Annotated in this window: 18 protein-coding genes and 1 riboswitch; of the genes, 6 read left to right on the top strand and 12 right to left on the bottom strand. The window is 40.7% G+C overall.

Features of this window, described 5'->3' with window-relative positions:
• The first annotated feature begins 601 nt into the window (after positions 1 to 601).
• Entirely contained in the window at positions 602 to 2,197 is a 1,596-nt protein-coding gene (gene pckA / locus ACTWP7_RS18330; protein ID WP_443124420.1) for a phosphoenolpyruvate carboxykinase (ATP), read from the top strand.
• Positions 2,198 to 2,232: 35 nt separating this feature from the next.
• Here the strand turns inward: pckA and ytkD are convergent, their stop codons facing one another.
• Complete coding sequence (gene ytkD, locus ACTWP7_RS18325) at positions 2,233 to 2,709, bottom strand: RNA deprotection pyrophosphohydrolase (protein WP_443124419.1); 477 nt, start codon at positions 2,707 to 2,709, stop codon at positions 2,233 to 2,235.
• A 255-nt stretch (positions 2,710 to 2,964) separates the two neighbouring features.
• Here ytkD and ACTWP7_RS18320 point away from each other — a divergent pair, with 255 nt between their 5' ends.
• The gene (locus ACTWP7_RS18320) at positions 2,965 to 3,804 is read left to right on the top strand and encodes a DUF6612 family protein (RefSeq protein ID WP_443124428.1); all 840 of its coding nucleotides are present in this window, start codon (positions 2,965 to 2,967) and stop codon (positions 3,802 to 3,804) included.
• Positions 3,805 to 3,842: 38 nt separating this feature from the next.
• On the opposite strand, the gene ACTWP7_RS18315 is transcribed toward ACTWP7_RS18320, so the two are convergent.
• The 7 genes from ACTWP7_RS18315 to ACTWP7_RS18285 all read right to left on the bottom strand — a co-directional run bounded on the left by ACTWP7_RS18315 (position 3,843) and on the right by ACTWP7_RS18285 (position 11,703).
• Positions 3,843 to 4,154, bottom strand: a complete 312-nt coding sequence (locus ACTWP7_RS18315) for a hypothetical protein (protein WP_014644090.1) — start codon at positions 4,152 to 4,154, stop codon at positions 3,843 to 3,845.
• Between the two features lie 69 nt (positions 4,155 to 4,223).
• Complete coding sequence (gene menC, locus ACTWP7_RS18310; protein WP_443124418.1) at positions 4,224 to 5,327, bottom strand: o-succinylbenzoate synthase; 1,104 nt, start codon at positions 5,325 to 5,327, stop codon at positions 4,224 to 4,226.
• Positions 5,317 to 6,795 carry an o-succinylbenzoate--CoA ligase gene (locus ACTWP7_RS18305; RefSeq protein ID WP_443124427.1) on the bottom strand — a complete coding sequence of 493 codons (1,479 nt, stop codon included), beginning with the start codon at positions 6,793 to 6,795 and terminating at the stop codon, positions 5,317 to 5,319. Before ACTWP7_RS18305 ends, menC begins: the two co-directional genes overlap by 11 nt.
• Before the next feature lie 101 nt (positions 6,796 to 6,896).
• Entirely contained in the window at positions 6,897 to 7,715 is an 819-nt protein-coding gene (menB, locus tag ACTWP7_RS18300) for a 1,4-dihydroxy-2-naphthoyl-CoA synthase (protein ID WP_014644093.1), read from the bottom strand.
• A gap of 66 nt (positions 7,716 to 7,781) precedes the next feature.
• Entirely contained in the window at positions 7,782 to 8,576 is a 795-nt protein-coding gene (gene menH / locus ACTWP7_RS18295) for a 2-succinyl-6-hydroxy-2,4-cyclohexadiene-1-carboxylate synthase (RefSeq protein ID WP_443124417.1), read from the bottom strand.
• Positions 8,570 to 10,312, bottom strand: a complete 1,743-nt coding sequence (menD, locus tag ACTWP7_RS18290) for a 2-succinyl-5-enolpyruvyl-6-hydroxy-3-cyclohexene-1-carboxylic-acid synthase (RefSeq protein ID WP_443124416.1) — start codon at positions 10,310 to 10,312, stop codon at positions 8,570 to 8,572. The genes menH and menD overlap by 7 nt, the downstream gene beginning before the upstream one ends.
• A complete protein-coding gene (locus ACTWP7_RS18285; RefSeq protein WP_443124415.1) occupies positions 10,312 to 11,703 on the bottom strand; it encodes an isochorismate synthase in 1,392 nt (463 codons plus the stop codon). Before ACTWP7_RS18285 ends, menD begins: the two co-directional genes overlap by 1 nt.
• 235 nt (positions 11,704 to 11,938) lie before the next feature.
• On the opposite strand from ACTWP7_RS18285, the gene ACTWP7_RS18280 reads away from it, so the two are divergent.
• The 3 genes from ACTWP7_RS18280 (at position 11,939) to ACTWP7_RS18270 (ending at position 13,750) form a co-directional block, all read left to right on the top strand.
• Positions 11,939 to 12,883 carry a 1,4-dihydroxy-2-naphthoate polyprenyltransferase gene (locus ACTWP7_RS18280; RefSeq protein WP_443124414.1) on the top strand — a complete coding sequence of 315 codons (945 nt, stop codon included), beginning with the start codon at positions 11,939 to 11,941 and terminating at the stop codon, positions 12,881 to 12,883.
• A gap of 86 nt (positions 12,884 to 12,969) precedes the next feature.
• Positions 12,970 to 13,365: a hotdog fold thioesterase gene (locus tag ACTWP7_RS18275; RefSeq protein ID WP_443124413.1), complete on the top strand. Its 396-nt coding sequence runs from the start codon at positions 12,970 to 12,972 to the stop codon at positions 13,363 to 13,365.
• 16 nt (positions 13,366 to 13,381) lie between these two features.
• Positions 13,382 to 13,750: a hypothetical protein gene (locus ACTWP7_RS18270; RefSeq protein WP_443124412.1), complete on the top strand. Its 369-nt coding sequence runs from the start codon at positions 13,382 to 13,384 to the stop codon at positions 13,748 to 13,750.
• Positions 13,751 to 13,799: 49 nt separating this feature from the next.
• Here the strand turns inward: ACTWP7_RS18270 and ACTWP7_RS18265 are convergent, their stop codons facing one another.
• The 3 genes from ACTWP7_RS18265 to ACTWP7_RS18255 form a co-directional block, all read right to left on the bottom strand.
• A complete protein-coding gene (locus ACTWP7_RS18265; protein ID WP_014644101.1) occupies positions 13,800 to 14,399 on the bottom strand; it encodes an ECF transporter S component in 600 nt (199 codons plus the stop codon).
• Positions 14,400 to 14,566: 167 nt separating this feature from the next.
• A riboswitch (FMN riboswitch) is annotated at positions 14,567 to 14,715 on the bottom strand.
• Between the two features lie 633 nt (positions 14,716 to 15,348).
• Positions 15,349 to 15,948, bottom strand: a complete 600-nt coding sequence (locus ACTWP7_RS18260; protein ID WP_443124411.1) for a collagen-like protein — start codon at positions 15,946 to 15,948, stop codon at positions 15,349 to 15,351.
• Positions 15,949 to 16,118: 170 nt separating this feature from the next.
• Positions 16,119 to 16,199: a hypothetical protein gene (locus ACTWP7_RS18255; protein WP_443124426.1), complete on the bottom strand. Its 81-nt coding sequence runs from the start codon at positions 16,197 to 16,199 to the stop codon at positions 16,119 to 16,121.
• A gap of 501 nt (positions 16,200 to 16,700) precedes the next feature.
• Between ACTWP7_RS18255 and ACTWP7_RS18250 the strand changes: the two genes are divergently transcribed.
• On the top strand, positions 16,701 to 16,892 hold the full coding sequence (locus tag ACTWP7_RS18250) for a Spo0E family sporulation regulatory protein-aspartic acid phosphatase (protein ID WP_443124410.1): 192 nt from the start codon (positions 16,701 to 16,703) through the stop codon (positions 16,890 to 16,892).
• A 235-nt stretch (positions 16,893 to 17,127) separates the two neighbouring features.
• On the opposite strand, the gene ACTWP7_RS18245 is transcribed toward ACTWP7_RS18250, so the two are convergent.
• The gene (locus tag ACTWP7_RS18245) at positions 17,128 to 17,901 is read right to left on the bottom strand and encodes an N-acetylmuramoyl-L-alanine amidase (protein WP_014644105.1); all 774 of its coding nucleotides are present in this window, start codon (positions 17,899 to 17,901) and stop codon (positions 17,128 to 17,130) included.
• Positions 17,902 to 18,423 lie beyond the last annotated feature (522 nt).

The following is an 18,423-nucleotide window of genomic DNA, read 5'->3' as shown; positions in this document are numbered from 1 at the left end:
GATATCGTATCGAAAACGTACTTTAATGTCAATTAAAGCACTAATGCTATGAGGAACGCCCATTTACGGGCTTTTCTCCATCGTCTCAATAGCTGGTCTCCCCTTGTAATGGTCACCAGGAGTTTTTGGCAAAATAATAAACCTTCTGCCTATTCCTACATAGTATAATTCATATAACTTTTCACATTCTCATTCCTTTAAATTTTCTATATTAAAGGAGGAAATTTATCATCTCTAAACGAACTTGAAAATAAGCGGACGGATGATTATTAAGTTCACGTCGGTATTCAAATGAATATCTATGCTAAACGGTTCCCAGAATTCACCCGTTGCTGATCCATTTATGGAATGAGTGGATTAGGGGACAAAAAAACGAAAGATCTCTCCGTCCTCAACATTGTTGAATATCTAATACATTTCGTGCTTTTTCCAGATCATCCAGCTTGCAAAAAACAACTTTTAGATTTAACCTTACCATCACAAAAATTATTGAAAGCATTTTCATTATTAGTATGGATTAATAAAACGATTGTGTTATACTAATGTTCAGATTAACACATAGCTTGGAATAAAATTTTCTTATAAAGGCGGGTAGACACATATGAGTGCCATTAATCAAATGTCAGAATTGAATCTTTTATTAGCTCAAGACCATGTCCACCATCAATTATCGGTCCCTCAGCTAGTGGAAAGGGTCCTGGATCGCAATGAAGGAACATTGACAAATAAAGGTGCCATCCAGGCCACAACCGGTGCTTATACGGGAAGGTCTCCCAACGACAAATTCATTGTCAAGGACGACCAGTCTAACCAATTGGTCGACTGGGGCAAAGTAAATCAACCTATTGAAGACAAAGTCTTTGTAAACCTTTATCATAAAGTACTGGATCACTTGAAAAATCGCAATGATTTATTCGTTTTTAAAGGATACGCCGGGGCAGACGAAAAGTTCCGCCTTCCGATTCAGGTAATTAATGAATTTGCATGGCATAACTTGTTCGCCCACCAAATGTTTATTAGACCAGACGAAGATGAAGAGAAAAATCATGAGGCAGAATTCACGGTGATCTCTGCACCTACTTTTAAAGCGGACCCTGAAGTGGATGGAACCAATTCGGAAGCCTTTATTATGATTTCTTTTAAGCATCGCGTAGTACTCATTGGCGGAACGGAGTATGCAGGTGAAATAAAGAAATCTATTTTTTCAGTTATGAATTACTTATTGCCTCAAAAAGACGTGCTCCCTATGCATTGTTCTGCAAACATCGGAAAAGAGGGAGACGTAGCTCTGTTTTTTGGTTTATCCGGAACAGGCAAGACGACCTTGTCCGCTGATCCTCATCGAAAGTTAATCGGGGACGATGAACACGCATGGTCTAATTACGGCATCTTCAATATAGAGGGCGGTTGTTATGCAAAATGTATCAACTTATCTCAAGATAAAGAGCCCCAGATATTTAATGCGATTCACTTCGGTTCCGTTCTCGAAAATGTAGCTCTCGACAGCGGATCACACACCCCAGACTACGATGACGTAAGCCTGACAGAAAATACAAGAGCAGCTTACCCGATCCACCATATAGATAACATTGTAGAGCCTAGTATTGCGGGGCATCCACATGCCATCATCTTCCTTACTGCGGATGCTACAGGTGTACTGCCTCCCATCAGTAAATTAACCAGAGAGCAGGCGATGTATCATTTCCTGAGTGGTTACACGAGTAAGCTTGCGGGTACAGAGCGTGGAATCACTGAACCTCAAGCTACCTTCTCAGCCTGTTTCGGATCACCTTTTCTACCTTTGCCGCCTTCTACCTATGCTGAAATGCTTGGAGAAAAGATTGAACAGTTTAATGCGGATGTTTATTTAGTTAACACGGGATGGACAGGTGGCCGATACGGAAAAGGATCCCGAATGAAACTATCTTATACGCGTTCTATGATTCATGCAGCTCTAGAAGGAGAATTAAATTCTGTAGAGACCTATACTGATCCCTTCTTTGGACTCAACATTCCAATGCATTGCCCTGGTGTACCCGACGAAGTATTGATTCCTCGAAAAACATGGGATGACCCTGAAGAATATGATCGTAATGCACAAGAACTTGCAGATAAATTCCATGAAAATTTCAAGAAATTTTCATATGCTTCGGAAGAGATTAAGCAGGCAGGTCCATCTTATCACAGAAAACATTAAAAAAAGACGTCCGGGATCACTACCGGACGTCTTTTTTAATTCTTTTCATGATGTTCTTTAATTCTATGTAAGCATAAAGGAAGAACCTCATCTTTCATCATGAAACTAAAACGTTCGTTTGATTTCATATTTTTAGGAAGATGTTGAAAAATAACAGGACCATGCGTTTCAAAGTAATGCTCCTGCTTAGCTAAGAGGCCTATCGCAGCAAAGTACACATTTTTAATAACTGTGCCACCTTTACCCTCCACGTGATACTGACCTACGTATTGTAAGTCTTCAACATGACCTCCTGTTTCTTCCTTCACCTCACGAACAGCTGCCTCTTCTGCTGTTTCCCCTTCCTCTACCTTTCCGCCAGGAAACTCAAACCCTCTGTCTTTGTGCTGGGTAAGTAACCATTGGTTATTGTACCGGCAAATGACCCATACATGTTTAGGAGATTTAGAGAAAGGATGATCCTCAAAGGATAATCGAACTGAGTTTTGGTAAAAGTCGTTAAATGTCTTCACGCTAGATCAACTGCCTTTAATACTTGATGTGGGTACTTTCTTTATTCGAACAATCCTTCACCTTTCTAAATCGTACCATAAGGATTTATAAATACAAACTACTCCGAACCAAAACAATGGCTTCTTTTTTTATATCTCTTCCTTTTATGACGAACTAATAAACCCTAGAGGATTTTTTTGGAAATATTGAAACCTTGTATTTCTTATTACGTATAAAATATAAATACTTTTCTGAGAGGGAGGATATTTTTGAAAATGAAATTAGTTATGCTCATAAGTACGCTGACAGCTTTTATTTTGATCAGCGGCTGCGCGAGTTCAGAAGGAGCAAAGGTAGAGGAGATTTATACTAAAGCAGCTGAAGCCAGTAAGAGTCTTGAGAACTTTGCTATGAAGGTAGAATCCAAGCAAATTATTGATACTGGTATGGAAACAGGTAACGATAGCGGGAGCGAAGATTCCCTCGTGCCTGGCAGTATCCCTATTGTTACTACCATAGATTCTAAAATGCAGACGGATCCTATAGCTTTCCATCAGACGGTGGAAATGATGGGACAGACTATTGAACAGTACTACACGGAAGATGGTCTTTATATGACCATGCCCACAAAAGAGGGATGGTTTAAAGCACCAAAGCAAGTAGTAAAACAGCTGAACGCTATGGGTGCACAGCAGCAAAATCCGGCTTCCCAATTAGAGAATCTGAAGGACTATGTTGACGAATTTAAACTAGAAGAAGGGGAGTCCACCTATACGCTCTCCTTTCATTCAGAAGGCGAGAATGTGAAGAAACTCTTGAGTAATTCATTGAATGAGATGATGCCCAAAGAACAAGTGCCAGATGATCTAATGAAGAACATGACGGTAAATAAAGTAGATTATACGTTTGTAGTAAATAAAGAAACGTATTACCCATCGTCTGTTGATATGGAAATGGATTTTTCAATCAATCAAAACGGTGAGAACACCCATATGGTACAGACTTTCACTGGAGAATACAGTGATTTTAACGAAGTTGGGAACATTTCTGTTCCCGAGAAAGTTAAATCAAACGCTAAGGAAATTGAAGGAATGGAAAGTTTATTTCAGTCTTAAGTTTCTCAATGAACCGCTCCTATACAGGAGCGGTTTTTTTAATCTTCTAAAATTTTCATTTGCTCAATATGTTCTCGAGTCATCTCATCTCCAAGATCATGGATCATTCGAAAAGCCGATTTCATTTCTACGTCGTAATCATCATTGTCCTGATCTTGGTGGTAGGGCATGGCAGGAATGTGCGCCCGAAAAAATGAACGCATATCAGAGTTATACACTTCATCAAAAATTTCTCTGAGTTTAATGATTTCTTCTTCTGTGGCATATACAACAAAATCGTCATTATTGGCATCATGATTTAGGGAAATTTCTTGAGTGCCCATATTAATATAATACTTATTTCTATTCATGATCCGCCCTCCTCCGTTTTAGTTTGAACCACAGATTGGTTTCTTATGAATTATTTCAGGAGAAGGTTTTCATGATAAACCGAATATCTTGGACTTCTTAGTTACTCTCTCTAAGTATGATTCATCAACCTCTACGCCCATTCCAGGAAGCGAAGGAACTTCTATCTCACCATTTTCCATTTGAATACCAGGAGTGACGAGATCTTTCTGAAAATACCGGTCAGAACCGGATAAATCACCTGGAATACTAAAGTTAGGAAGAGAAGCCAATGCTAAATTGTGGGCTTTTGAAATACCTGATTCAATCATTCCCCCACACCAGACAGGGATGTTTTCCTGTGCGCAATAGTCATGGATCTTAATTGCTGCGCTCAGACCTCCCACCCGGCTGATCTTAATATTAATTACCTGACAGCTTCCTAGCTGAATAGCCTGCTTAGCATCATGAAAATTCATGACCGATTCATCCAGGCAGACAGGTGTTTTCAAGTGCTGTTGTAATTGCTGATGTAAGTAGAAATCCCCTGCTTGAAAGGGCTGTTCAATCATGATTAATCCATATTCATCAAGAGTCTGGAGGTAATCCATGTCTTTTTCCGTATAAGCACCATTGGCATCGATCATCAAAGGCAGATCAGGCGAAATCTGCTTAACCTGATCGATTATTTCCCGCTCCCTGCCTATATCCACCTTTAATTTGTAACGCTCATACCCTTTCTCTTCTAATGCTTTTATACCTTCTGCAGTGGAGTCACTCAAACTAATGACAGCTCCCGCCTTTACACGTTTTCTTGAACCGCCTATCATGTGGCTCAGACTTTGGCCGGTTTGTTTTCCATAAAGCTCCCAAAGCGCACCTTCGACTCCAGCTTTAGCCATTGGATGCCCTTGTATTCCAGATACCTGTTCTGGAAAATCAAACGGGTGCATAACCTTCTGAAAATCAATAGTTGGAACAATACAATCGGAAATAATATGCCACGCTGTCTGAATGGTTTCTGAGGTATAGAAAGGTTCAGCAAATGCCGTTACTTCTCCGTAACCCTTTCGTCCAGCCTGGTCCCCGGCCTCTACAATGATTAACGTTCTTTTTTTGATCAAGCCCTGGTGAGTGCGAAAAGGCGAACGTAATGGTAATTCAACTAAACGAAGACTTAAATAGTCAATGTTCATGATTCCTCTCCTTCTCCAATGCAGAAAACAGTTCTCGGCGCATCAGTTTATTAGAAGCATTTCTAGGTAGCTGTTGTATCTGGTGAAATTCTTTAGGCACTTTATATTTAGCTAAGCTTTTATAACAAAACTGGCTTAGGTTTTCTTGATTAATCCTTCCATTATCTACTACGAGAAAAGCGACCGGCACCTCTCCCCATTTATCATCTTTCATCCCAGTTACACCAGCCTCAATGACTCCAGGATAGCCTGTCAGCACACTTTCGATCTCAGCAGGATACACATTTTCGCCTCCTGAAATAATCATGTCTTTCACTCGATCAACCACATATAAAAAACCTTCACTGTCTTTATATCCGAGATCCCCCGTTCGGAAATAAGTTTCAGCTCTTGAAGGGTGGTTATAATAGCCCGAAGATACCATTGGACCTTTTACAATAATTTCACCAACTTCACCGGCGTTATTATTATCAATCCACAGCTGTGCCAAAGATAAGGGCTTTCCAGCGGAACCTATTTTTTGATTAGCTGATTCAGGCGAAAGTGTCGCTATTTGAGAAGACGTTTCCGTCATACCATAGGTTTGAAATACTGGGATACCTTTAGTTGCCGCTTGTTGAAGAAGTGGTTCTGGAACAGGACCTCCACCAAGCAGCATACACCTGAAATGCTCTGGATAAATCCCTTCTTGTAAGTTGTTCATCAACCGCTGCATCATAACCGTTACCACTGAAATATGAGTCACGCCACGTTCCATAATGGATTCATTGATTACTCTTTCGTCAAAGTTATTCACTAAATGAACCGTCATGCCATAGATCACACTTTTCATAAGCACAGAAAATCCACTCACATGAAACATGGGCAAACATAAGAGCCATTTATCTTTGCTGCCAGTTCCCAGATTTAAAGCAGAAGCAATGGCGCTGTACCAGTGGTTTCCATAAGTTTGCATGACAGCTTTGGGGCGACCTGTAGTTCCAGAAGTGTACATCATTGTGAAAACTTGATCTAAGTCAATTTCTTTACTGAAATGGGTTCTATCCGTGACTGCCTTCCTGGCCACTTTATCCATTCTAAACGCAGGGATCACAGGTGCCTCCGCTTCCTCTAGTACTTCCAAAGCTTTTACTTCGGTCTGTTTTCCAGTTATTAAACAATTAACTTGAGCATCATTTAATTGATAAACAAGTTCGTTCGGAGTAAGTCGTATATTTAATAATACAATGGTGGCTCCCACATAACTTAATGCATGAATGTAAATGGGAAATTCGCTGCTATTCTCCGCTAAAAGGGCTACGTGATCTCCAGGTTTAATACCTTTTTCCAGTAGAGATTCTGCCATTTTCAAGCTTTCTCTTCGTAACTCATTAAAATTCATAACCGTTCCTTCTGGAGTTTCAAGCGCAATATGATCTGGATTTAGTTCGTTTTGTTTATCTAACCAGTGCGGAATTTTTTCCCCCATGACCATCTCTCCTTTTGTACTTGAATTCAAAAAAGGGCACCCCCTTTTTGAATGGGATGCCCCTTACGATTAAAGCCTATTCACATACATCTATTCACGGATCAAGGGAAACGAGGAAACTTATCAAATTCAGGTTTCCTTTTCTCCTTAAAGGCATCCCGACCTTCTTTTGCTTCTTCCGTCTGATAGTACAACAATGTAGCGTCTCCACCCATTTGCTGTAAACCAGCTAATCCATCTGTATCTGCGTTGAAAGAAGCTTTCAGGAAACGAAGAGCAGTTGGGGATTTTTCGAGCATCTCTTTACCCCATTGAACCGTTTCCGCTTCCAGATCTTCTACAGGTACTACTGTATTAACGAGTCCCATATCTTCCGCTTCTTTGGCACTGTATTGACGGCACAGATACCATATTTCACGGGCTTTCTTATGACCTACAATACGAGCCAGCAGACCCGCACCGTAGCCAGCATCAAAGCTCCCCACTTTAGGACCTGTCTGACCAAATACAGCATTTTCTGCAGCAATGGTTAAGTCACATACAATATGTAATACGTGCCCGCCGCCAATTGCATATCCAGATACCATAGCCACTACAGGTTTTGGAATAACGCGTATTAAACGCTGCAAGTCCAGTACATTTAAGCGCGGAATATGGTCATCGCCAATGTAACCGCCGTGACCTCTTACTTTCTGATCGCCTCCAGCGCAAAAAGCCTCATCTCCAGCTCCAGCCAGGACAATCACACCAATCTTGGAATCATCGCGAGCATAAGCAAAAGCATCGATTAATTCGTGTACCGTCTGCGGCCTGAAAGCATTCCTTACCTCTGGACGATTAATCGTTATTTTGGCTATCCCTTCAAATGTATCGTACAGAATATCTTCGTATTCGCGTTCGCGAACCCAATCAAAAGCCATATTGACTTCCTCCTTCAACATTTAATATGAAACTGAAAAGCACATAACGCTTACATACATGGTTAATTATATCATGAACTTCTCTACAATTTTAGCAAAAACTCGTGGTTTTTCGAGATGAACCGTATGACCGGCCCCTGCCACCTCTACCCAGCGAACGTTAAATAACCGCTGCTCCATGTGCTGATTAATCGAACGAAATTTTTCATCTTCTTCCCCTGTAACAAGCAGCACATTTGCCCTTACCTCCTCAAGCTTCTCCCACCAGGAGGGCTGAGAGCCTGTACCCATTCCTTCCAGGGATTCTGCCAAACCTTCAACGGAGTGACTTGTACGTTCTTCTCTTAAGGCCTTTCTACGTTGTTCAGGAAGCTTATTAAGAGTTTCAAATAGCGGAAGAGATTCCCAGTACTTCACAAAACTTTTTATACCTTCCCGATATAATAAACCGGCCAATCGCTGATCTTTTGAGCGTCGTTCACTTCTTTCTAATTCTGAAGGCAGTCCCGGAGAAGCACTTTCCAGAATTAAACGATTGACTCTTTTAGGATAAAGTAAAGTAAAAGATAATGCGGTTCTTCCTCCAAGCGAATAGCCCAGGATATTTATTTCCTCAACGCCAAGTTTATCTAAAATCACGGCGAGATCTAAACAGAACTTCTCCATGGATACGGTTCCGATCGGACCCGTTCTCGCATGACCGGGAAGCTCTATTTTTATAAGGCGGCATTCGTTATTCATATAATGTAAAAAATCATCAAATGTATGTGTACTTCCTGTAAAACCGTGCAGCAACAACCAGACAGGCCCACTACCGGTATCCTCTATCCAGTAGTTACGTTCTTCAGCCTTGATCAACATTCATCTTCGCTCCAAGTAGTAATGGATTCCTCAATGCTCTGCCATTTAGCTTTATGAAAGGCCACGTGATCTTCACGATTCGTAATTACTTCCACCACGAAAAGACCTTCGGATCCATAGCTTTCAGCTAAAGCGTTTTTATATTCGACCCAATTTTCCGCCTTCCTGTGAACGCCTCCGTACATCTCCACTATTTTAGAAAAATCCAAATCCAGCGGTGTACCGAACAACTCTTCAAAATGGTCAGGATGATTCACTTGTGGGAGGTAAGAGAAAATGCCGCCCCCATTATTGTTAATCACTACAATAGTCAGGGGGAGCCCTTTATGCTTAGCGATTAACATACCATTGAAGTCATGATAAAAAGACAAGTCGCCCAATAACAAGGTTGTCCTGCGCCCTGAAACAGACGAGCCCAGGGCAGCAGATAGAACCCCGTCAATCCCATTAGCACCACGATTAGCAAGTACTTTAACTGATTTAGGAGTAGACATAAAGAAACTATCCACGTCCCTTATCGGCATGCTGTTTCCAACAAATAGATTGGAGTTATCAGGAAGAGCTTCTGACAAATATACAACGGCATGTCCTTCATTCATCTGGTCTTCGGGCTCGCTCAACATTTGATTTTTAGCTGTACTGTTTAACTTATGCCATAGTTCCAGCCAATCCGTTTCATAGCTTCCTTCTTTAAAGAAGCTGGATAATCTACTACAAAGAATCGCCGGATCGCTCCAAATAAACTGAGCGGTGATCCCTGCAGGTTCGCGATAACTTTTGTACGTATCCACTATGAAATGGTCCGCGTGAGTTTCAATTTTTTTCACCCATTTTAAATAAGCTTTCGAGACAGGCATTGCACCAAAGCGAAGAATATAATCTGGTTCGATTAACTCTTGAATGCGTTCAGACTTTAATAAAGCATCATAATTCTCTATGATGTTCCTCTTATCATGTGCCCCTGCTCTTAATTGAGATATCGGATCTGCCAGTATTGGAACTCCCAGTCTAGCAGCGAGCATTGTTACATAGGGAGCGAGTTCTTCGTCTGCTTGCGGACCGACCACGATGACGCCCCGTTCATAACGATTCAGTCTTTGAAACAGTTCTTCAAGCACTTCTTCCTGAAGGCCCGGTTTTCCTGAAAAAGCACGAGGAATAGGCTTGACTCCTTCCCTCCAAAGTCCATTCAAACTAAAATCAGGTATCAGCGGTTCGCGGAATGGAAGGTTCAAATGAACGGGTCCAGGATGATTACCTACAGCTTCTTCTACTGCTCTTGCGGCCTGACGTCTGGCATACATATGCAGCCCTTCCCCGGGCACGGCTAAGTCCTGATACCACCTGACGTAGCTTCCAAACATATCTGTCTGATCGATAGCCTGAGGGGCCCCTGTATCCCTGAGTTCATGGGGACGATCTGCTGTTAAAACCAATAGTGGAACCCGGCTGTAATAAGCTTCTACAATCGCAGGGTAGTAATTAGCCGCAGCTGTCCCTGAGGTACAGACTAAAGCTACTGGTTTATGTTGTTCTTTAGCAATCCCTAACGCAAAAAAAGCCGCAGAGCGTTCATCAAGATGAACCCACTGGTTCATCTCGGAATGCTCTGCAAGGGTCATAGCTAAAGGAGTTGACCTCGATCCGGGCGATATAACTACGTGCTCGACTCCCGAAAAGACGAGCTGGTCAACAAAGTGTGTCACATATTTGGTTAATGACTCCACATGTTCCATTAACATCCTCCTAAAACTGAGAGCATTGGTTTTAATTTTACATCCGTTTCCTCATACTCCGCCTCTGGATCTGAATCCTCTACAACACCGCATCCTGCGAATAAGGAAGCTTTATCAGATTTTATTAAGGCTGAACGTATAGCAACGGCGAACTCCCCGTTATTATGCATGTCAAACCATCCAATTGGTCCTGCATACCATCCTCTGTTTAACTTTTCATTGGTTCGTATATAGTCGACCGATTTTTTCTGCGGCATGCCGCCAAGAGCTGGAGTGGGATGAAGCCTTTCAATAACGTCGAGCAGAGTGTATCCTTTCTCGAGTACTGCCGTTACCGGAGTATAGAGATGCTGAAGATTTTTCAAAGGATATAATACAGGTGCTTCCGGGATCTGAACGTTATAGCAACACGCTTCTACTGCATTTCGAATCATTTCTACAACAAATTGATGCTCCTGCCTGTTTTTCGGATCATATAAAAGTTCTTCCCCCAGCTGCTCATCCTCTTCTTTTGTTCTGCCGCGGCGGATCGTTCCGGCTAAGCAGGTGGAAACAAGCTGCTGGTTATCAAGTTTGGCCAGCCGCTCTGGTGTAGCTCCAACAAAATATACTCCTTCACTTTCAAAAGCAAAAATATAGCTATTAGGCTGTGTAGAAGCTAAGGCTTCAATCACTGCTGCGAGCTGGACAGGTTCATTGAACGTAATCCGTAATTCCCTGGCAAGAACCACCTTATCTAAAAGACCTTTCTTGATATCTTCTGTTGCCTGCTCAATCGATTTCTTCCACCCAGATGGGTCAATCTCCTCTGAGTCTGTTCTCACCGGCAGTTCAAATGAATGATGACCAGATTTCAGTAAGACTTCTCGATGGTCGGATAATTGCGTAATAATCTGTTGCTTGTGGTCTTCTGGAAAAATAAGAACATTCGTTGTCAGATAGGATTTAGAACCTTTATTGGTCAACAAAAAAGCAGGGATGGTCATTTGACTGTCAGGAAAAGATTCCCAGGGAACCTGCTCTTTCTGTTTGGAATCAAAACTAAAACCTCCGAGCGCAACGATGCCCGTCCCCTTTTCATTAAATTCATCATAGATCGATGCGCTTTGCTGGATATTGTCCCACATGACCTGTATTTCATTAAAACGATTTTCTTTTCCAGCATACATTTTATGGGCCGAGCCGACAGCTACCATTGTAAAATCTTCTTCTGCACTTCGCCAAAACAGACAATGGTTGTTTATCGAAGTTCCAGCATCCAGAAATTGAAATGGATCTGAAGGCTCTATTTGATCTACCACACTAATCAATTGTGGTTCTTTTTTTTCTTGAGCCTGATTTACGGCTTTTTCAATTATTTCATTTATTTGAGGTGCTTGAGTATGAAGCATCAAAATTCCTCCCATTCCTTAAGGGACGTCATAAAACCTATTAAAATGGCTTAAAAACCATTTATTAAGATTCAATAAAGCTTAATCTACCTCTATTTTATTCTCTTTTTTCCCTTGACTCAAGAATTGTCCACCCAATCTTACAGTTTGTTACATGTATTGACACTCAAGAAGTGTTTATCTAAACTTAATTTGTTATGATATGACTAGTTTAAGTACAAGGGAGAGGACATCTATGAGCTCTGTTCCAAATCAAAACATGAAAGCTTCCTTGAATGAACGTGAGGGTTTCCAGGTATGGTGGAGGCTGTTAAGACCTCATACTTTGACGGCTGCTTTTGTTCCCGTATTTGTCGGAACGATGCTTGCTGCAATGGAACAGCCGATTAACTTTGGGTTGTTTACAGCAATGTTATTAGCTTCTATCCTCATTCAAGCTGCAACAAACATGTTTAATGAATATTACGACTATGTAAGAGGATTGGACAACGAGAATTCCGTTGGCATTGGCGGAACAATTGTAAGAGATGGTATTAACCCAAGTGTGGTACGTTCCCTCGCCATTGGTTTTTTTGTAATGGCTGCTTTGTTAGGCGTCTATATTTGCATCGCCTCGAGCTGGTGGATCGCTGTCATAGGACTGATTTCCATGCTTTTTGGATACCTGTACACAGGCGGTCCTTACCCCATTGCCTACACTCCATTCGGCGAATTGACAGCTGGTTTTTTTATGGGAACGATTATTGTAGGGATTAGTTATTATATCCAGCGTTTAACGATTTCATGGGAAGTTATTCTTGTCTCTATTCCTGTCGCTATATTTGTTGGAGCTATCCTGCTTGCTAACAACATTCGTGACAGAGTGGGCGATGCCGGGAATGGCAGGAAAACATTAGCTATATTATTTGGTCATCAAGGATCTATTCGTTTTTTGACTGCCCTATTCCTAATTGCGTATGGACTGACGATCGTACTGATTATCTTTAATATTTTACCCTATTGGTCGTTTATTACCTTATTCAGTTTAACGAAAGGTTATCAGGCTATTCAAGGATTTAAAGGAAAATCTCAGCCGCTTGAAATGATGCCTGCTATGGTAGCCACTGCAAAAACAAACACTATGTACGGAGTTCTTTTGGGTCTTTCTTTGCTATTGGAGATTTCAATTCCTCTGGGATAACTAAACGGGATGGCTTCCAGCCATCCTTTTTCTATAGGTTTGACTCCTGAGGCAACGGGAAATATGAGGTAAAGGATGGATATCTAATGGAAAAATTAATAAAAAACACTCTTATGGAAACCTTAGGAATGGAAATTGAACATGCGGAAGCTCATTATGTTCAAATCCGCATGCCTGTGGATCACCGTACTCATCAGCCTATGGGCTTTCTACACGGCGGTGCAAGCGTAGCCTTAGCTGAAAGTGCCGCCAGTATAGGCGCTTACTTAAATGTGGATGAAAAAGAGCAGCAGATTTTCGGTATCGAAATTAATGCGAACCATATTAAAAGTATTCGCGAAGGATATGTGATCGGGAAAGCAGCGCCTATTCATATTGGGCGAAATACAATGGTCTGGGAAGTTAAGATCCTGAATGAAGCAGAAGAAACGATTTCGATATCCAGGTGTACCATTGGAGTAGTACCAGTAAAAAATAATTAAAAGGGGTCGATTTTACATGCTAACGGAAAAACAAAAAGAATCTTTTAAACAGCAGCTTTTAGAAATGAAAAAAGAAGCGGAAGAAGAGCTTGAGGAGTATAAAGATGATCGATTGAAAAACGACTACGAAAATGATGATACTGGAGAAATTTCGAGCGTTGCCGATCACCCGGGGAACTTGGGAACTGATCAGTTCGAACGAGAAAAAGAACAGACTTTTTACGAAAAATCCCGTGAGAAATTAATGGAAGTAAACGATGCTCTGCAACGAATGGAAGAAGATCGGTATGGATTAAGTGAGAAGTCAGGGGAGCCGATACCTTTAGAACGTTTAGAAGCTATGCCGACAGCCCGCTATCGAGTGGATGAAATGGAAGATGAATAATATTGAATAATAAAAAGCTGTCCAGCTTAACTGGACAGCTTTTTACTATTCACGCGGCTTTGGAAGATCGAACGCTCTTCTGCTCAATCCACGGCTTTAACTTAATGAATAAAGGAACAAACAAAGCCCCGATAATTATTCCTTTAATCGCATTAAATGGAAGAATCCCCGCTAAAATAGTAATCCATTTAACATTAGCACTCATTGTTTCCCATCCCATAAACCAACTGTATGCAGGTAGAATGAGAAAGTAGTTAAGTACACTCATTCCCGCCGCCATGATAATAGAACTCGCCACCATGCCGGATACTAATGATTTTGTGGATTTGAACTTGTGATAGATCATGGCTGCCGGGACCACAAACAGGACACCTGCCGCAAAATTAGCTACTACCCCTACTGGATCAGCAGCTCCTGTATAGATGAGGTAAAGTGTATTCTTTAACCCTTCTACGATGACTCCGGCTAATGGAGTAAAAAGAATAGCAGCAATCAGTGCAGGGATCTCACTGAAGTCAACTTTTAAATATTGAGGAAGTATAGGCAGTGGAAAATTCAGCAGCATTAAAACCATAGAAATACTTCCCATTAGAGCTAATATAATTAATTTAAGCAAATTTGACGATTGACCTGTATAAGGGTTCATCATCGATCTCCTCCTTCATCTTTTTCATCGATTCACATCCCAGATGAAGGTGAACGTGCTCCCTATGTCCATAATAAAAACCCTAAAGCATACATAAAGGGGCTTTAGGGTGGATTAATTGTCCATAGGAAACAGTAGGTAGAATTAGATATACTTCTACCTGCTTCGCTCGACATCTTCTCCCATCCAGACTGTAACTGTCGGTCCCGGAGTTGCACCAGGTCCACCGTTTAGCATGATGCCAAACGGGTCACGGACTGAAAGCGTATATACGCTCATCACCGTCGGTCGGGAATTGCACCCTGCCCCGAAGATGGAATCGATATGTTATTGTATGTTTATTCTATACAAAACCCTATGAAATCGCAACTCCTAAGTTTCAAATCGGATCTCTTTTGGTTTGATTAGGATTAATTTTGATCGTTGTTGACGAGTTTCGTCAACAATTCGTCAACAACATAAGCCATAATCAAATCCGTTACGATGTTTGATCTCTACTGGTAGGTCGTCGCTCTTAGTCGTTGTAGAGCAAACTCGATTTCTTCCAGCTTCTGTTCATCAAGATCGGCTTTCTCCACATGCTCCGGCAACATTAATAATGTCCGCTTTATAGCACCCCTGATCTCTAGGACCATTACTCACCAGTAGAGTTCGTGTAATAAAAAATGTTCATGCTCCACCGACATTAGGGCTTCCTGAAGCATTTCACTGCACAAAAATAACCGTAACAACATCCTCATTGCAGAAGTCAACATGACATTTCATTAAGTATTCCGATACTCCACTCTAACGCTTAGTTCTATATATTCCAAACAGTACCATATCCTCAAAATAATTTCTCAAAAAAAAACGCTATTACAATTTTGTAATAGCATCTCAAATGTTAACGAGATTTAATTAAATCATTAGTACAGAGCTGCTCTTCAACACTAGAGATTTTTTAAGTTACTGACTATTGATATCTAGTTATCACAAGATGCGCGGAAACTGGACGCGTTCCTCCTGCCAATGGTGTGATTGTTAATGCAGTTGCGTTTCCTGCTGGATTTCGCACCGTTAACGTTGAATTTATTACAGTTGTTTCCACGAGCGCCAATCCAATAATTTGAGACGTTCCCGTAGCTCGCCCCACTACTGTGTACGCTAAGTCTGCTCCATTTAGAGTCAGTATAAGCTGCCCCGGCTCCGTTACACTTACCTGAAACAGCACCTGATAGATCCCAATGTCTGCTAAATTAAATTCAGAATCATTATCTCGGGTTATTCCTGTACCAGGACTACTAGGACCATCCTGAGGAAAGCTTACATCAGTACCTACAGCTACCGTATCAGCATTATCCGGCGGCATAAGAGCAAAGAAATCAGCGAAATCCAACACCCCACCTGCAGGACCTTGAGGGCCCGTAGCCCCTGTTTCACCCTGAGGTCCCGTTGACCCTTCAGCACCTGCTGGACCCGCTGGACCTTCTGGACCCGGAGGACAGTCACATTTAGTTGATTTCCGATGATAAATAGGACAAAAACCACAGTATTTTTTTACCTTCAAATTCATCACCTCCACTACATATACCCCAGAATATGCAATAGTAATAAATCTGACTGGACTTTTCACGATTGACTACAATCTAAATAAAGCGCAATAATATAGGAACCTTAGGTGCTTTTTTCGATAAGCCACTGAGAGATGATAACCCAATGGGCATGAATTTAGATATTATTGTACTAATGGACATCGTCAAATAAAGCTTTAATCAAATCTTCTAGAGTTTCAAATGTTTCTCCACAAATAAACTCTGTCTTAATCCCCTTATACGTAGCTTATGCTCCAGCGGTATCATTAGGGCAGCCCTTTTTTATGCCCAATGTTTTGCAGTATTCTGTAAAACATTCCTTCCATAACTCCTCTTTATCCAGTATCTCATTTTCGGAATATTGCGGGTACTAATACAAGTGAGGCTTCCCTCTCAGAATGTGGCAGTACATACGCCATACCTTTAGGTGCAAAATTGTTATTAAAGAAAGTATAAGCCTCAGTTTGATTAAAATCTCCTTCAATTACGAGTTGGGAGATATGTTTGAAATCTCTCAAGAGGCTTATGAAGAGTTGAGAAAGGAATTAAGGATGAAAGGTTATGATCTAAGGCATTAAATGATTTGAAAAACCTACAAATCAACTAAGCATATTTCCATTTTGGACCATTGAAACTGAGGATGAAATGTCCATTTTCAAAAATATTCTACATAGTATAATTTATCTAAACCTATATAGGAGATTAGTTCTTTGTAGATTTTGAGAGGTGGATAATGTCCGATAAGAAGCGATTTGAAGAGCAAATCGAAGAAACGAGAGAAAAGATGTATTGCGCTTATATGAATAATGTAGATTTTCTAGATGTTTTAATTATTTCTCAACAACTGGATTGCCTACTAAACAAATTGGAAAAGCTGCGCAAAGAAAAACCCTCACTCTGGGAAAGTGAGGGAAACCAACATTAAGCCCCCAATCTTAGAGCGAGGTACAGGCCGTGACGGTTTAATAAGTATTAGAAAACCAAACCTTTTTTTCCGTTTTATACCAACCAATTAAAAACAAAAATTCTACATAAAAAAAAACTTTTTTCACCAACATTTTTGTTACTGTTATTTCTATTTTTAATAAACCACGCCCTATCTTTAATTGAAGATAAGGCGTAGATAGCTTAAATATTTTAAAAACCATTTTTAATTTAAGTTACTTTAGCAAGTCATATAATCTCATTAACACAAGTGCAAAGTCTCCACGCTTCAAGCTATCATTAGGACCAAAATTACCATTAGGATAACCTTCAAGCAAACCGAGATCCTTAGCTCTTTTAATGGCTGTTGCCGAGTATAGATCATTAGGTACATCGTTAAATCCTGTACCCCCAGGAACGGGTGCTGGAACGTAAGCTACGTTAAAATATTCACAGATCCCCTTCGCGTGTTCAACGGCTACTTCCATTTGAAAAGCCCTATCGATCATGAGCAGAGCTTCTCTTTTATTATCCATGAAGCCGTTCTCGGTTAAAATGGCGATCATATTGGTTTCTCTTAGCACATGGAAATTTTCTTCTTTTACTCCACGAAAATTTTGAACAGTGCCTTCTCGAAGATATTTAGCAACCGCATTAGCCAACTTCCCAGATTCATTATTTAAGTCTCCATTATATACAAAGATCTCTATACCACTAGCATCTTCTCCACTAAATGTTCCATCAAAAGCATTGTAATGCACAGAGATATAAGCATCGGCATTTCTACTATTGGCTAAGTCTGTTCTCTGTTGTAGAGATGTATCTACGTCTGTAGGCGCCACTAGTAGTGTATCAAAGCCGCATCGTTCGAGTTCTATTTTCAAAAAATTGACGACCGCACGGTTAAATTCGTTCTCATGAATTGACATCCCGATTTCTGGTATGAAAGGTGTTCGTTTTCCAGGAGTATCTATTCCATGTCCATCATCTAGCGCTATCAATCTAGGCACTATTACCACTCCTTATAAGTTTGGTTATTTTATAACCTCTTATATTAAATGCGCAAAGATTTAAATGGAGTGGACGTATAAACTATATCTTTCACATATTTAAAAAGATATTATGTACTTTGGTCACTAGCGTTGCATTAGTATAGTCTAAAATTAGTAATCTCACATTTAACTGTTTAAATAAAAAAATACTACATTCACCTGAACAGGCTATTCTACCCATTTGGTATTTTTATACAGTTAGACTAGTTAGACTAGTGACAACAGCCATTACTTCTGTATCATGGGACACCCTTAAGGGCTTCAAAAAAGGCTTTAATTAGCCTGTGACTTTTCTAGCCTCACTTTCAAAAGTGAGTACAGGTACTAACGGTTTAATTTGTATTGGAAAACCAAACCTGCAGTCCATTATGATCCAATTATTAAGTAACTATCACTCGCGGGGTTTCAGGAGGATTAGCTGTATGGACCGTGAACGCAAACGACTTCCAAGGCAATACATTTTTAATGATTTGACCATTT

Source organism: Halobacillus sp. B29, from assembly GCF_052246755.1.
Lineage (GTDB): Bacteria > Bacillota > Bacilli > Bacillales > Halobacillaceae > Halobacillus > Halobacillus halophilus.
Note: the sequence above shows the minus strand (reverse complement) of the source record. Positions and strands in the feature narration are given on the sequence as shown.